Genomic DNA, 16,189 nt, shown 5'->3' with positions numbered 1-16,189 from the left:
CTAAACTAGCCAAATGAAGTTACCGGTTATACTTAAAAAGTTGCGCGAAAAATGACTTCATTGCAATTACACTAATAACAAATCGATATTTTTCCTTCTTACTTCCAAAAATTGAACGAACACCAGAGATTAGGATATTTACAATGTTAAAAAAAAACCATTTCCCCCTTCCTTTCTTTCTTCTGAATCGCTCAAGTCCAGTCCGCTCTGCGCGCTGCATCGCCCATTCGATTGTACATTTCTCCAACGGCACGTAGTGCCACACCAAATTCTCTTCGATCAGAACGGGCTTCAAGTTTAGCTTTCTCAATCTATCCTGCATCTCCGCCTCTTGGCCTGTGGCTCCTGTTTTTGAACCAGGGCCAAAATTTGGATTGAACAACCCTGCCTTCATAAGATCGTCTTTATGGGAAGCCCAGTTACACCCAAGAAACGCTCGATCAGGCCTTTTCCTATAGGTCGAGTCATCCACACCTCTAGCAGACGGTGGCAGCGACGCTAGTAGGGCTTGATCCACCGTTTCCTCGTAATCGACGCCCAACGAAGATCCAAAAAAATGCCCCCTACCCTCCCTCTCAAACGCTTTTGCGTATTTAATCAACCAGTTTGGGTTAAACCGAATATCATCATCTGTAAAAATAATGAAATAGTCGTCCGGCACATATGCCTCAATAGCTATGTTCAATGCAGTACTTTTCCCTTTTTGTTTTGTAAAATAGCAAGAAATTGGCATTTTATCGACAGCCGATAAAATCGATGTGTCCAGCGCAGGCTTGTCTCCGTTTTCAATGACAATTACGCGATCAAACCCAGCGGGAATGTGCACTGATGACAGCGATTTTACAGTACTATAAATACTCTCACTACTGCTGTGGCAGGCTATCAAAACAACAAACTTCATATCTGATTATTGTACTTAAAATCGGAATATCCAACCAATATCTTGCGTATCCGCCGCAAAATTCATTTCAACTCTCTTCAGTATCATTGTTCCTTTTGGTTTTTTTGAGGAAAACAAGTAGTTTTTCCTCGCTTAATTCGTTCTCAAAAAGTTCCCGGTGTAGTTTGATTTTTTCCTCAGGCCATTCCCACCATTTTAACTTTAACAACAATGCTATAACCTTTTCAGGAAAACGATATTTTATTACTTTGGCTGGCGTACCACCAACGATGGCGTATGGCGGGATATTCCCATTAACCACGCTATTAGCGGCTATGATAGCGCCGTCTCCGATTTTACTTCCCGACAAAATAACACATTGTGCTCCAATCCAAACATCATTTCCGATCTCTATAGGTCCTTTTGAATGAACATCGAGTCTTCTATCCTCTTTAAAAATATTCAAATGAATGTGATAGGTTGAAAGTGAATTATGATTGTGATTAAATTCTTGGATATTTACTCCTCTTGCAATACTACAAAACGCTCCAATAGAAACTGGATTTATAAGTGATCTAATATCTGTATTTGGGCCATTCAAAGAGGTGAATCGTTTCACAGTTATCGGAGCATGTCCCATTAATCGAACGCCATTAATAATTTTACATTTTTCCGCTATCGACACCTTTCCGCTGAGCTTGGACCCTTTCAATACAGAAGAAGGGTGGACCTGATATCCAGATTTTAATTGTACGACATTGTAGTCTTCAAAATATCTAATGAAACGATTAACCACTTTCCGATAATATTTCTTCATTATTGATTATGTTAAGTATATAACATGCATTCACATATATCCGAAAACCTTCGAGTATACTTAAATAGTAGGTAAAAAAACATCACCTTTAATTCTCAACGAGAAAAGCGTCTAATAAACAAAAAACCAATTACGAAAACCAAAATGGAAGAAAGAACTTTTATAAAAATATTTTGATCAACAATGATTACTGAAATAAGTGTGAGGATTATCGTTATAACTAACCAAACTATTTGATGATAAGGAACGTTGTTAGCTTCTCTAAAAGCTTTTAAATAGTAGCCTGCGTACGCCATATACATAAGTGAAACAAAAGTAGTAATCGCCGCAACTTCAAAACCAAATGCGGGAATTAGACTAAAGTTTAAGGTAACATTCAATATTCCCGCGATGAAAGTAACTTTTAGTAGACTCTTGGTCTTTTCAGCATAAAACAATTTACTATTGGCACCAAAATACATAGGCCGGTAATTATATGCCATTAAGATAACAATACCTAATGGATACGTCGCTTGCAATTCTCTATTTTTGAGTAGCAACTGAAAGATTTCCTTCAGCCAAACTGCTGCCAAAAATGTCAATATAAAATAAGTAATCTGCAAAATAAACACCAAATTTCTCGCTTTCAAATCTTGACCAGCCTTAAAAGCAGCATTCATCATTGGGCCAATAGCAAACCCTGCAGCTGTGCCAAACTGCTTAAACAGGTTACCTACCGTATAAGCGGCGTTGTATAATCCTATATTTGCTGTACTCACACCGACCACCTTCATAATTAAGCGATCTGAGGTATCCAAAAGATACGATGCATAATAGTGTGGCACGGTCGGTAAGGAAACCCTTAATGACCGTCTGATATAGCGCCATTTGAAATTGAAGATAGGTTTCAATCCCAGCTTAAAATTGATTGGTATGAAATAGGATGCCTGACTTAAAATCGTCGATATCCCCGTAGATATAAACCACCCCATATACCCCATTTCCAAAACAGCAATAAAATATATATTAAGAAACACCGTAATCAAGCCAAATATCGTACTGCGAACAACTATTTGGCTAGGTCTTTGTTTCAATTGGAAAAAGGTAACCCCAATAATCGATGTTGGTCCAAAAAGCACTATCGGTGCGATATTTAATGCAATAATTTCCCAACGATCACTAACCGCTTCTTGAGGAACAAACCACCATAAAACACTCCCTAACAGCACGGTATAAGGTATGCTCCAAAGCATCAAAAAACCGTACACTTGACGCCAACCCCATTTATATTGTTCTGGACTTTTGTAAAACGAATTAGTCAGAATTATTCTTAATCCCAATGTATTCAATACAGCAATTGAACCGGCGACAGCCGTAATAATACCATATACCCCAAAGTCGACGCTATTGAGGTATTGTGTAATAACAGGCAGCGAGAGTACACTTGCAATTCGCGTTACCTGAGGAGCCAAGCCATAAATAGCAGTATGCGAAAAAAGTTTCTTAAGCATTTAGTTTCTTCATCCTAATCAGCTTCGCTGGCACGCCTCCATAGATGCTGTTCTCAGCAACATCTTTGGTTACCATAGAATTAGCTCCCACCACCGAGTTTTTGCCAATTGTAACTCCTGGAGAAATAAATACATTCGCACCAATCCAAGCGAAATCTTCAATTACCACATTTCCTTTCTTAATCGGCACACTCTCTTTATCAGAAAAATCTCCGTCAGCTGATTTGGAGGAAGTATATATTCTGACATTGTGGCTTATACTACATCCTTTCCCTATAAACACTTTACAGTCTTCATGAATTTGTATGGTCGATAGCCCACCTATATATGAGTTCTCATCAATTATCAATCGTCCGGCGCCGTAAAAAGAAATAAATCGCCCGTTGAATTTAAAGGTGGGGTGGATTTCATACTTATTGCGCAAATCACTCTGAATCATATCGGATTCTAACCGATTGAGCCACCTAATAACTTTAAATAAAAACCGCTTTATTATCATCTCCCAAAGTAATCAATTAATTAATTTTTCGACGATTGACTTATAGGTATGCTCTTGCAAACTTTCAAGAGTTGTCCTTTCTATTTTCAGAATTGCGTTCAGTATTTCGTCTGTACTGAATAACGCAGTAGCTTTACCCTGCCTAATTAAGTCTCTATAATAGACAGTGCCTATCTCTTCCAAAATAATCGAGGGCACTCCAATTTGTGCTGCTTCAATAATGGACCCTGACGACCCGGAGAGGTGAATATGCGTATTTAATAATATTGTCGGAAGCGGATAATAAGTGGCCTTTTCAATCTCAAAACAATCAAATTGCACTCCGCTATCCAATAGAAGCTTATTGATAATAGGTTTAGATTCCAACTTTCGCGGATGTAATCTAATCCACCATTGAAAACGGTCAGGGGTAGATTTTATCGCGTCAATGATGTGATCGGGTATTTCGCTATATTGGAGAGTGTAGAGAATAATATTGCGATTTGTAGGAAAGGAGTACATTTCACCACTCTCCTTCACATACGGTAGCCAAGGATTACCTCCCACTATTGCCGAATGATACTTGTTATTTTTTACCCACTTCTCTATCAAATGCTTGCTTGATTCGTCCCATAACCAAAAGGTTGCAGGAAGCAAGTTATATCCGCCTGTAGGTAATTTGCTCCAACCACTATAGCTTACATGATCTCTTCCCATTCCCCCGTGTTGTATTTCTACTGTCCTAACTCCAGTTTGAAAAGCCGCGTGGTTGATACCAAATCGTAGTGTGCTGTAATAACACAATTCAAAAATCACACGAGGCTTGTACTTTTTGATTAATAAGTGTATGATTGCACTATATGCGAGAACATCGCCAATTTTACGCCGAACTTGCGTCGGATATTTTTCACCAACTTGAAGGTGTCTAAATCTGGAATCGTTAAGCTCGGCTATAAATTTATTATAACCGTCTAATTTTGAGCGACCTTTATTACGGGAGAAAAGCCTCCGCCACAATTTTGCTCCTAAAAGATACTGATGAGCGAAAAATACGGGTTCATTTGATGGATAGCGCTTTAGGTTCCCCTTATCATCACTTATAGAAAGATAGTTGAACTCAGAATCCTCACTTTCTAAGTGTTCAATGATTGGTTTGAAGTATCGATTGATGAACGCCTCATGGTGAACTACCCGATGACCTTCAGAATCGGAAAAAAAAGCATGAACCTGCTTTTTCTTTTTTAAGAATAAGAGTAGAAAACGTAAAAGAGAGCCCGCGGCTTTCGCCAGCACCTTAATACGATTTGGTTTGGATGGTTTAGGAAGTAACGCGTTCAGTGCTTGATCTTTACCTTCGCTTTTGACATGTCGAAAAAAAAGATCAATCTTTATAAGTGGCCAAACATGTACGCTAGCAATTTCCCATGTTTCGACAGGATACCGTGATTCTGCATTGTCAAGGAAGTCAAGTAATTCCCGACGCGATAAAGGTGAATGTTGCATGCACAAAATTTAAGACAGGTGCTCCCAATCTAAACGGCTCCCCTTATTTAAACTACGATTAAATTTTTTTCCTAACACTTCGCCAAAATGTTTAGGGTGAAGTCCAAATCCCGGCCGCACCGACCGTACATTCATCGCGTCGACAACATTTCCTTCTTTCACATCCTTAGCTACATACAAAGAACGAGAGAACGCCTTGCCTGATTTCTGCTTTTCTGTCAACACATAAGACTCAGTACCAATAGCAGATTCTGCTTGCCTAACTGCGTTAACCATTTCTGTAAATTCTTGTTCATTTAACGAAAAAGAAGCATCTGGTCCGCCAATAGCACGGTCAAGAATAAAATGCTTTTCAATCATGGTCGCACCCATTGCCACCGATAACAGAGGAACAACTATACCTAGGGTGTGATCAGACAGTCCTACTTTTACGCCAAAATCTTTGGCAAGGCGCCCCATCATCACAAGGTTTGCTTCTTCGATTGGGGCAGGATAGGACGATGTACACTTCAGTAGCGTAATATCATCATTTCCTACGGACCGGCATGTATCAACTGCCAATTTGATGTCTTCATAATCAGCGATTCCAGTAGAAACAATCATTGGCTTCCCTTTGGATGCAGCATATTCAATTAATGGGATATCAGTAATTTCAAACGATGCAATTTTATAAATTGGAGTGCCCAGATTTTCCAAGAAGTCAACAGCGGTCTTGTCAAAAGGTGAAGAAAAGCAAACCAATCCTTCCTCATTGGCTACTTCGAAAAGTTTCTCATGCCACTCCCAAGGTAGAAATGCTTCTTGGTATAAGTCATAAAGTTTTCGCTTCTCCCAAATGGTACCTTTGATGATAAAATCATCACTATCGCAATCGAGTGTTATGGTATCTGGAGTGTACGTTTGTAATTTTATCGCATCGGCACCAGTGCGTTTTGCAGCCTTAATCGTTTCAATTGCGGTTTCAATTTTACCACCATGATTAGCTGAAAGTTCAGCTATTATGAATACCTTGTTTTTCATTGCTTTGCCAATTCGTATTTTAACGCGGGGCTTCCATCTACCAGTATTTTCTTAACCAACCGAAAACCAGCTTTCTCAAAAGATTTTATGGATGGAAGGTTTTTAGGCTTAATATAAGCTTCGATGGATGAGTCGTTTGCTTTAAAGACTTCATGGCAAGCAGCTGTTAAAAATTGGTGGGATAGCCCCTGACCTCGGAATTTAGGTGCCATATTGATACCTATAATAAAGTTAGTCCCACCTTTCTTTTTATCAAAACGAATTATACTCGCTGGACTACCGCCAATCTCTCCAACAAAGTAAAAGGCGTTAGGATCATTCATTTTTGCTGTCCACCAATTACAATGAGCTTCTAAAGGAATGGGTTCAGAAGAAAATGAATTTTGACGCGAGGCCTCATCATTTGCCCACTCATGAGTAACACTGGCATCCGATTCGACCGCCCGCCGTATCGAAACTTTATTACTTATTTTCGCGTGAATTACCACATCCTTGTAGTCTCCATCGAAATAACAATGCTCAGGGAGAACTGCTTCTTTTTTATACCCTACTACTTCGATGGCCTCATATAGATGCGGTCTAACATCAAAAGCATAGGTATATATTTTATGTAAACCAAGTTCTTCAAACGCTACCGCTTCTAACATTTCCAAATAGATTCCCCAGTGCTTATGAAAATAGTCCTTTTCGAGGCTCGTGGCCATAATAAAAGAGATTTCCGCATTTCTATCAAGCCAATTGATATGTACCAACCCTCCGTAACCGACACAGTGCCCATTGTCTAAGTACGAAAATAGTATTTGATTCGGCTGCTCTTGAACAAAAAGTTTAGCTACGACACTAGAAAAATACCTGTTTTGGTCTTCTTCGGTTAGAGGTCTTTCTTGTCTCAGATGATAAATTTGCTCGTTACGCCAACGCATGATGTCATAACGGTCTTGGAAGCGAATGGGGACAATGGCATACCCACCATATTTAAACATATTGGAACCAAGTACTTTATAACTATTTGGAAATTCTTTCATGCATTAATGAATATTTTAATTCAGCCATATTCCAATCCACTAAAGTATCAATATCTTGAGCTTCCAGTTCGCTAATATGAATACTCCCCGAATTGTTTGTCATAATACTATTAAGTTGTAAAGCTTCTTTTTTCAACCAATAAAATTGTCCCGCGTCATAATAGGAAGCAGGCAAATCTTGACTTCTTTTATTAGCATTTTCCGGCCAATTAAAAAAAACCCTTCCTTCCTTCATATTCAGAGACCGTTGAATAGGATACCCATAGCGTAAAACCGGAAAAAGTGTATCAAATTTATTGTCTCTAAACACTTCAAATGAATTTTTTAATGTCTGTGCTTCGACAAAAGGTGCCGTTGCATAAATACAGCATAAATTATCAAAATGAATTTTATTATTAGCATACTCGGTTATCACCTCTCTCAACACATCCAACGTAGTAGCATAATCATCTGAATTCTTCTCAGAACGCAAAAAGGGCACCTTTGCCCCGTATTTTATGGCAATCTTTTTAATATCCTCGTCATCGGTAGATACCATAACTTCCTTAAACAATCCACTCTTCAGTGCAGCCTCTATAGAATATGCAATGATTGGCTTTCCTAAGAATTCTTTGATATTCTTTCTAGGAATGCGTTTGCTTCCACCGCGAGCAGGTATGATGCACAGATTAGCCATGAAAATATTGGTGGATGGTTGAGATTACGTATTCTTGCTCTTCTTCACTCAATGTCGGATACATCGGCAAACTTATACAGCCACGATAATATTCTTCTGAATGAGGTCGATCGCCTTCTTTACAACCGAACTGCCGGTAGTAGGGCATTAAATGACAAGGGATATAATGGATTTGAGCAAATATATTTTTACTGCGCAAGTAATTATATAGCCCCAACCTATCCCGTACTTCTAAAATGTATAGATGGTATGCATGGCCTTCTACTACACCTGATTGTCTTTTGATGTAATCTTTGCCAGTGAATGCATTCTCGTATCTTTTTGCTAGTTCCCGCCGCCTTTTTATCCCTTGGTCTGCACGCTTTAACTGGCTGATGCCTAACGCGGCTTGAAAATCGGTTAGTCGGTAATTATACCCCAGAGTCTGCATTTCCATATACCAACTAGGATAAGCTTCATCGCCACCGGCAAATTCGATGGTGTTAGTATAAAGGTTATCCTGCTTAATGATACCATGTGTACGCAATTGAAGTAACTTGTAGTAAAGCTTCTCATCATTGGTGGTAATCATCCCTCCTTCTCCGCTGGCGATGTGCTTGACCGGGTGAAATGAGAAGATAGCTAAATCTGCAAAATTTCCATTACCGCAACGTTGTTCATTTCCCTGCGTATCGACAAAGTATCCTCCCGGCGCGTGGCAAGCATCTTCTACAATCCATAGGTTATATTCTTCAGCAAGTGCTTTAAACACCTCTAAATCAATTGATCTCCCCGCAAAATCGACCGGCACTATTCCCTTATAGGTTCCCTTCGGGGAGCTCTCCAAGAGATCTCTCACCGAATTGATGTCCAGTAAATATGTTTCTGGGTTGATGTCGCCAAATACCACTTCTCCGCCACAATAACGTATACAATTGGCTGAGGCAGCAAAAGTAATTGGCGTAGTGATGACCTTGTCTCCTGGTTCCACATTTAATGCCATAGCACATAAATGCAATGCTGCAGTTCCATTGGCTACTGCCACGGCATACTTGGCACCAATATAGGTAGCAAAGGATTCTTCAAACTCTTTAATCTTTGGTCCTTGAGTAAGATAATCCGAACGAAGGGTTTCAATGACAGCCTGAATGTCTTCGTCCGTAATATGTTGCCGACCGTAAGGAATACTATTATTTGCCATGACTACGATTGAAATGTCGGGTCAACGTGTTCTTTAATTAAAGTGCGTAATGACTCCACGGTTTCCCATTCGGTATTACCACCAGAATTGTATGCGAAGCCTTCAGCAACCTTTGTACCATTAAACTCCTTTAAGAATTCGGCCAAATTCCATTTGGTGACCGATGGTAATATGGTATAGTACTTACCTAAATCATAAGTATAAAACGAGTCGGAAGGGGTAATCATCTCTTCGTGCACTTTCTCTCCGGGTCTTATCCCCACAACTTTATATTCGCAATCGGGTGCTATCGCAGTAGCGACATCCATAATTCTATAGGAAGGAATTTTTGGGATAAAAATTTCCCCTCCCCACGCATAGAACAATGCATGCATAACCATATCCACCCCTCCTTGGAGGCTAATATTGAATCTTGTCATGTTGGAATCCGTTATTGGTAATACTCCTGTTTTCCTCTTATTGATAAAGAAGGGAATGACAGACCCGTTAGACCCCATTACATTCCCGTAACGGACTACCGAAAAACGTATAGGATTATTGCCCCGAATATTATTGGCTGCAACAAATAACTTGTCGGATGCAAGCTTTGTTGCTCCGTATAGGTTAATCGGTGCACAAGCTTTGTCAGTAGATAGTGCTACCACACGTTCCACCTCCGTTTCAAAACAAGCGTCAATAACATTTTGTGCGCCATGGATATTTGTTTTAACACACTCATCCGGGTTATACTCCGCAATAGGGACGTGTTTCATTGCAGCGGCATGAATTACATAATCCACTCCTTTAAAGGCCCTAACCAGTCGCTCTCGATCGCGCACATCCCCAATAAAGAATCGAATTTGAGGAAAACGATCCGCTGGGTACTCCTGAGCCATCTGAAATTGCTTTTGCTCATCTCTAGAGAAAATTACTAGTCGTTTGATATTTGGATAACTTTCAATGATATGTTTGGTCAACGCCTTTCCAAGCGAACCGGTACCACCCGTAATTAAAATTGATTTGCCTCCAAGCATATTGATCTTTTTGGTTTATACAAAACGAAGGGATTTGTTCTTATGATATATGACAATAAATCACCTATAGCCGACCATCAACCAAATCTCGATTGAGACAAGCCTTAGTATCGAAAACTACCCCATTATTGCGCTTTACTTTATGATAATCAAACTTAAGAAATTCGTTGTGAGCGACAGCAACAACAATAGCATCGTAAACCACATGGGTGTCTACTTCGTTTAGAATCGTCAACCCATATTCGTGTTTAACTTCTCCTGCATCCGCCCAAGGGTCATAAATATCCACGCGGAGACCAAATTGCACCAATTCGTGATAAATATCAACCACGCGAGTATTCCGAATATCCGGGCAGTTCTCTTTAAAAGTGATGCCCATGATTAATGCCCGGGAATCTTTAATCTTATGGTCTTTCTGAATCATCAATTTCACCACCTTGTCGGCCACGAAAGCGCCCATGTAGTCGTTAACCCGGCGGCCGGAAAGGATAACCTGTGGATGGTAGCCCAAGGCCTGTGCTTTATGTGCAAGGTAATAGGGATCTACACCGATACAATGGCCACCTACCAAACCCGGCTGATATTTCAGAAAGTTCCATTTCGTTCCTGCTGCTTCAATAACATCGTGGGTATCGATACCGATGCGATCGAAAATTAACGACAATTCGTTTACGAATGAAATGTTCACATCCCGTTGCGCATTCTCAATGGCTTTCGAAGCTTCAGCCACTTTAATGCTCGGTGCCTTATGCGTACCAGCCTCAATAATGGAACGATAAAGGCTATCCACCCGGTCGGCAATTTCTGAGGTTGAACCGCTAGTTACCTTTTTAATTTTCGTCAGCGTATTGACTTTATCTCCGGGGTTAATACGCTCCGGAGAATAGCCCGCAAAGAAATCTTGATTAAACGTGAGCCCGGAGATACGCTCCAAAACAGGCACGCAGTCTTCTTCTGTACAACCGGGATAAACCGTCGATTCGTATATTACAATATCGCCAACCTTTAATATTTTTCCCAACATTTCAGATGCTTTGATCAGAGGGGCTAAATCTGGAGCCTTAAACTGATCGATAGGAGTTGGTACGGTAACGATGTAGGTGTTATATGAGGCAAGGTCTTCTATCTTGGAAGAGAACGACAAACCAACATCTGATCCTTTTTTCAACCCTATCACGGCTTTCAAGCTCTTTAAGTCTGCCTCTTGAGTACGATCCTTGCCCGATTGAAGTTCTTGTACTCGCTCTCTGTTGATATCGAATCCCAATACGTTATATTTCTTTCCAAATTCAATTGCTAGTGGTAAACCCACATAGCCCAATCCAATAACGGCAAGGTTGACGTTTTCTACAGTTGTTGATGAAGAATGGCTGCTCATCTAATCGAATATTTTTTTGGTATATTAGGGTGTTTTAGTTATCTGTCTCAACTCCAGTAATGCATGAGCAACAAAAGTACTCATTTAAATTCTTTTCGTAAAATCCGTATTATGAATATGGCAATAAAAAGAGAAATCAGCGTCCTCTTCCAAGCAAGTCATGTCAAATTGTTACTTTCCGTAATTATCTTCCGCCATAATATTTTGAAAGTATTTACTTAAAATTACCGAAAAGACGGCTAAAAACGCAAAAAAGAAACCACCTATGACAATTCCTTTTATTTTGCCAACTCGTTCTATTTTAAGCGGATAAACTGGCGTGTCAACCAACTGGATGAGTGGCTGTTCCTGCAAAAAAGTCATTTTGGTTAATTCCAGGTTCTGCAGTAATTGACTTAGTATCGCTTTATTAGCCTCTGCAGAAAATTGAGCCTCCTGTGTCGGAGCAATCCGTTGCACTTGTCGTGTAGGATTAAGATTTGGTGTAGCATCCGAAACACGCGCTGCCGAATAAATTGCCCCGGTCATCACCGCACGGACAGAATCTACCTTCTGTTCCAAAATCACAATGTTGTCCGTCGACTTTCTTGTCTTTGTCTGAACATAAAATTCGTTCACTTTTCTAACTAAGGTTTCATTAAATACCTTGGAAAACACCTCATCTGGTGAAGTTACATCCACCTTTATGATAGAAAGGTTTTTATCAATCTTTTCTACCAATAACACATCCGACCTAATAGCGTTGACAAAAGACGAAATCGCACCATTGCGCAGTCGGTGTGTGAGTGAATCTAAGATTTCTGGATCACGACGAAAATCTAAATTGAGCAACTCTGGTTGGTCCTTCCAATCGTCTTTTATTTCGTTGTACGCAATATAACGCTCAATGAGCAATTCGTCTTTATCAGGGTTCGCTTTAGACAATAATGTTTGCTCCAGCATCCTGCGGGATTTATACAATTCCAAGATATTATTGCCCTGAAAAAGCCCACCAACGTCGCCTCCAAGATTAATCCCGGCCATGGCTGCCACTCCGGAAAGCCCCCCAAGCCCGCCCTTTCCAACATCATTCCCTTCTAATACAAAGGTCGTACTGGCCGTGTACAGTGGTTTCTTCAATACCGAATACCCTAAACCTACGATACCGCCCAAAATACCGATAATCAGTATAACTTTCCATCTGGACAGAAGATAACTTAACCATCCTTGAACAGCCAATATTAATTCCTTAAAGGAAATCTCATCATCTTCCATCTGATTTCTCGGTTCAGTTGCCATGTTCACTACCTCAATAAACTAACAATCACCGCCGCAAGAGACGTTGCTACACTGCCCATACTCACCCAAGCCTGCACCCCGAGCTTTTCGCGCTCCGGTTTGGTGGGTACAATGATTTCACTACCGGGTTGCACGTCGGGATAACCTCCTATAGACCCTTCCACTGCGCCGTTGGCGTGCTGAACAAACGTTTTGCGCTTATGCGCCTTCGCCGTAAAGCCACCGGCTTGGCGGATGTAATACTTCAACGATTTTCCATCTTGATATACTACCCGATTAGGGTTAAGCACCTGCCCACGAACCATCACCGTTCGCAGTTGTCGAGGTACAATAATTACGTCCTCGTCCTCCAAGGGAATATCAAACTTCCTAACTCCATCTAGAATCTTGTCTAGCCGGATGCCTACATAGTTGCTGAAAAACAAATCTGACTTTGCACTGTCTCCGCTTTGGAGTGTATTCTCGAGCGCCATGCTTTGTATTTCTTCCTGCTCCTTTTCTAGCGCTAATAATTCTTGACGGGCAGCGCCAGTCAATGCACTGTGGCCCTGCGCAACCAATGCGTCTGATACGTTGCGCTGAAGCGAGGCACCGGGTAGGTAAGCAAACTCCGTAACGCCTCCGGCGCGCTTGATGAGGTCGGAGATGGTTTCGTCTTTCTTTAACAACACATACTCACCGGGATACCTCACTTCGCCCTCAATACGTACCAACCGCTGTACTTGATAGCCCGTACTGGTTTGCACGCTCACCACATCGAAGGGTTCCAGCACAAAATCCGACTGCATCGCTTCCTCCCGGTTATTGAATTTTACCTGCACCAATTCCGAGAGTACCGAGTCCGGTTCGTTGGTATTCTTTCGGATTCGCCGAGCCACATCGACCATTTCGATATTAGCGGCTTCGGCTAAGCCTCCGCTTAGCTGGATAAGGTTACCAAGCGTCATATTTTCGACATAAGGAAACTGACCCGGCTTGCGGACCTGTCCACTGATGGATACCGTGTATTCTTCACGGAGGTCAAAGATGGACGAGATGATGACTTTATCTTCACGCTGTAACACCTGATCTTGTTGCGCATTCCCCGCCATTAATTGATTCAAATCAACCGTAATCAGTTGTTGGGTATTATCCGGGTTAAGTCGATTGATATAAGCCCGCGCCATGAAGGCGTCCTCCTTGAGACCATCAGCGCGTTGAATCAGCTGCCGGAGGGTAAGTCCGTCTGTAAGGGCGTATAAACCCGGGCGGAATACCGCTCCTTCTATCGCTACGCGGTTATCATACCGGTCGAGTACCTCTTCAACTAGATACTGGTCGCCGTTTTGTGGCGTATAGCTGGCGTAATCTTCGGCATAAATATCGGCTACGCTGCGCTGGCGGTCAGTGATCTGGAGTACCTTTACCTTGGCCCGGTAAGCTTCCGGCGCAAAGTCGCCGGCAAACCGTAATACATCCGCCAGCGTTTCACTCGCTACCGGTTCGAAAATGCCAGGGTTGTTGACTAAGCCATCAACAGTGACGTGCCGATCAAATACGGGGATATGGATGACGTCGCCATCTTCCAACCGGACATTGCCGGGTTGGATGCCTTTGGTCAGGAAGTCATAAGCATCGATGGTTTCAATCACCTGATTATTCCGCACGAGCTGGATGTTACGGAACGTACCTTTATCGGTAGGACCGCCGGATGCGTATAGCGCGTGGAACACGTTGGCCAACGAGGGCAGCGTGTACGTACCGGGGCGGGTAACATAGCCCGTGAGCGTCACTTTGATGCTGCGGATATTGCCCAATGTGAGTGATAACCGCGTGCGGCCTGAACTCAATTGCGGATAAGTAGATCGTAGCTGGCTACGGATTTTGTTGCTCGCATCTTCGACGGTGAGGCCGGCGACCGGCACGATACCTACGTAATCGATGTTGACGGTTCCTTCCGGTGTGACGGGAAGCGTGTAACTAGCTTCGTTATCGCCTGTCAGCACAAGCAAGAGTTCATCACCCGTGCCAATCACATAATTTTTGGGTGTTGGAATATTCAGGTTCGGCTGGAAGCGGATATCCGTGTTGCGGAACAGTTTGGCGCCAAAAACACGGCTGGTGTCGGCGGTATCTTTCATTAATACGAGACTGTCCAAAAACGCGGTTGTGGTATCTACGACACGGCGTCCCTGTTGGTCAGTGGGCGCCGCCAGAGTCGAAGCGCGCTTTCCTGCTGGCGTATTTTGCTGCCGCACGAGCGCAATCCGGCTACGGAGCTTTTGCTGTTCAGCCGCGGGCATCCCGCGCTGGCCTAAGCTCTGTATCAACTGGTCGTCCGTCAAGTTGCGTTTCTCCGCTTCGGTGATGATGCGCTTCACTTGTTGATCCGACAACTGCTCTACGCGGACTTTGGACACATCTGGCATTTGGGCCTGTGCTTCGGCCATGACTAACCAGAAAAGGCCTGCCAGCAATAGTGTACATCGTTTGATCGATCTATTCACTTTTGTTATTTTATATAAGGTTCGAATGTGGCAAAGGTACATATTCTCGTTAGTCCTCAATTGTTTTGTATGCAATTTAACGTTTTTTGAGCGGAAGCACCGCTAAAACTGCGCCAGTTTTTTTAATGTTCATATAACACCAAGCCATCATCAATTCTCTCACTGCTCAAGGTGAATATCACCTTCCGCTCGATCACCCCTTCTACCTTCGGTGCCAACTGCTCCAAATAGGCCGCATTCAGCTCTTGGCCTACAATGACGACCTCAATCGTGCCGCTGTCGCGCCCTTCGGCATAATCGCCAATAAGAACGACTTGCTCCACATCGCCCATGCGCCTCAGCACGGTTTCCACGATGCGGTCCAATCCCAAATACTTGTGTACGATATCTTGCAGTGATCCAAACAGCGGATGCTTTACATTGGCACGGTAGGAAACCCGGTTCTGCTGGGCTTCTTTTTCCAAGTAACCGGCCTCAGACAGGTTGTTGAGTTCCTTACGGATGGCATTGGTGGATTCGTTGAATTCTTCTGCCAGCCCTCGCATATGCCCGCGGTTGGCGGCGTTGATGAAGAACTTCACCAACAGGCGCAATCGGGTTTTTGAGGTAATCAGCGAATCGAGCATGTAAAGCGTCCGTATAACGAGCAACAAAAGTACTCTTTTTTCGGGTGATTGCAAAGTTGGTTTTTTGCGATTTGCTGTTTGCTTCTATTGCAAAGGCAAAACGCAAAAGGTAAACAGCAAAAATGTAAATGTTACCTGTCTCCGTAGTGCCCTTTTGCGGAAATAACTGTGACGGTGACCACGTCTTCGTTAACTTTATAGATGATTCAGTCTTTTTGATTTATTCTTCTGGACCAATGGCCAGCGTAGTTATATTTAAGGAGCTCAGGTTCTCCTGTTCCGACGTACGGTGTTTCCGAAAGTTCACGAAAAATTTGCTCGATTTTTCGTACGCTTACC

Annotated in this window: 14 protein-coding genes and 1 pseudogene; all 15 read right to left on the bottom strand. The window is 42.2% G+C overall.

The window, feature by feature from the left end:
• Positions 1-19: 19 nt before the first annotated feature.
• The gene (locus IEV98_RS05415) at positions 20-901 is read right to left on the bottom strand and encodes a glycosyltransferase family 2 protein (RefSeq protein WP_188504866.1); all 882 of its coding nucleotides are present in this window, start codon (positions 899-901) and stop codon (positions 20-22) included.
• Between the two features lie 67 nt (positions 902-968).
• A complete protein-coding gene (locus IEV98_RS05410; protein ID WP_188504865.1) occupies positions 969-1,697 on the bottom strand; it encodes a CatB-related O-acetyltransferase in 729 nt (242 codons plus the stop codon).
• A 95-nt stretch (positions 1,698-1,792) separates the two neighbouring features.
• On the bottom strand, positions 1,793-3,187 hold the full coding sequence (locus IEV98_RS05405; RefSeq protein ID WP_188504864.1) for a lipopolysaccharide biosynthesis protein: 1,395 nt from the start codon (positions 3,185-3,187) through the stop codon (positions 1,793-1,795).
• Positions 3,180-3,626: an acyltransferase gene (locus IEV98_RS05400; RefSeq protein ID WP_229738587.1), complete on the bottom strand. Its 447-nt coding sequence runs from the start codon at positions 3,624-3,626 to the stop codon at positions 3,180-3,182. Before IEV98_RS05400 ends, IEV98_RS05405 begins: the two co-directional genes overlap by 8 nt.
• Positions 3,627-3,698: 72 nt before the next feature.
• Entirely contained in the window at positions 3,699-5,168 is a 1,470-nt protein-coding gene (locus IEV98_RS05395; RefSeq protein WP_188504862.1) for a hypothetical protein, read from the bottom strand.
• 9 nt (positions 5,169-5,177) lie between these two features.
• Positions 5,178-6,188 (bottom strand): pseudaminic acid synthase, encoded by a 1,011-nt coding sequence (pseI, locus tag IEV98_RS05390; RefSeq protein WP_188504861.1) that lies wholly within the window; start codon positions 6,186-6,188, stop codon positions 5,178-5,180.
• Positions 6,185-7,213 carry a GNAT family N-acetyltransferase gene (locus IEV98_RS05385; protein ID WP_188504860.1) on the bottom strand — a complete coding sequence of 343 codons (1,029 nt, stop codon included), beginning with the start codon at positions 7,211-7,213 and terminating at the stop codon, positions 6,185-6,187. Before IEV98_RS05385 ends, pseI begins: the two co-directional genes overlap by 4 nt.
• Positions 7,194-7,889 carry a pseudaminic acid cytidylyltransferase gene (pseF, locus tag IEV98_RS05380; RefSeq protein ID WP_188504859.1) on the bottom strand — a complete coding sequence of 232 codons (696 nt, stop codon included), beginning with the start codon at positions 7,887-7,889 and terminating at the stop codon, positions 7,194-7,196. The genes IEV98_RS05385 and pseF overlap by 20 nt, the downstream gene beginning before the upstream one ends.
• Entirely contained in the window at positions 7,882-9,069 is a 1,188-nt protein-coding gene (pseC, locus tag IEV98_RS05375; protein WP_188504858.1) for a UDP-4-amino-4,6-dideoxy-N-acetyl-beta-L-altrosamine transaminase, read from the bottom strand. The genes pseF and pseC overlap by 8 nt, the downstream gene beginning before the upstream one ends.
• Positions 9,070-9,071: 2 nt before the next feature.
• Positions 9,072-10,082, bottom strand: a complete 1,011-nt coding sequence (pseB, locus tag IEV98_RS05370) for a UDP-N-acetylglucosamine 4,6-dehydratase (inverting) (RefSeq protein WP_188504857.1) — start codon at positions 10,080-10,082, stop codon at positions 9,072-9,074.
• Between the two features lie 64 nt (positions 10,083-10,146).
• Complete coding sequence (locus tag IEV98_RS05365) at positions 10,147-11,460, bottom strand: nucleotide sugar dehydrogenase (protein WP_188504856.1); 1,314 nt, start codon at positions 11,458-11,460, stop codon at positions 10,147-10,149.
• Positions 11,461-11,631: 171 nt separating this feature from the next.
• The gene (locus IEV98_RS05360) at positions 11,632-12,738 is read right to left on the bottom strand and encodes a Wzz/FepE/Etk N-terminal domain-containing protein (RefSeq protein WP_188504855.1); all 1,107 of its coding nucleotides are present in this window, start codon (positions 12,736-12,738) and stop codon (positions 11,632-11,634) included.
• A gap of 5 nt (positions 12,739-12,743) precedes the next feature.
• On the bottom strand, positions 12,744-15,224 hold the full coding sequence (locus tag IEV98_RS05355) for an SLBB domain-containing protein (RefSeq protein WP_188504854.1): 2,481 nt from the start codon (positions 15,222-15,224) through the stop codon (positions 12,744-12,746).
• A gap of 122 nt (positions 15,225-15,346) precedes the next feature.
• The gene (locus IEV98_RS05350; protein ID WP_229738586.1) at positions 15,347-15,877 is read right to left on the bottom strand and encodes a helix-turn-helix domain-containing protein; all 531 of its coding nucleotides are present in this window, start codon (positions 15,875-15,877) and stop codon (positions 15,347-15,349) included.
• A 179-nt stretch (positions 15,878-16,056) separates the two neighbouring features.
• Positions 16,057-16,179 (bottom strand): annotated as a pseudogene (locus tag IEV98_RS24405) (type II toxin-antitoxin system YoeB family toxin); the annotation flags it as partial.
• Between the last annotated feature and the right edge of the window lie 10 nt (positions 16,180-16,189).

The sequence above is a fragment of the Parapedobacter pyrenivorans genome, from assembly GCF_014636865.1.
GTDB classification, from domain to species: Bacteria; Bacteroidota; Bacteroidia; order Sphingobacteriales; family Sphingobacteriaceae; genus Parapedobacter; species Parapedobacter pyrenivorans.
The sequence above is the reverse complement of the archived record's forward strand: the minus strand, read 5'-3'. Positions and strand labels throughout refer to the sequence as shown.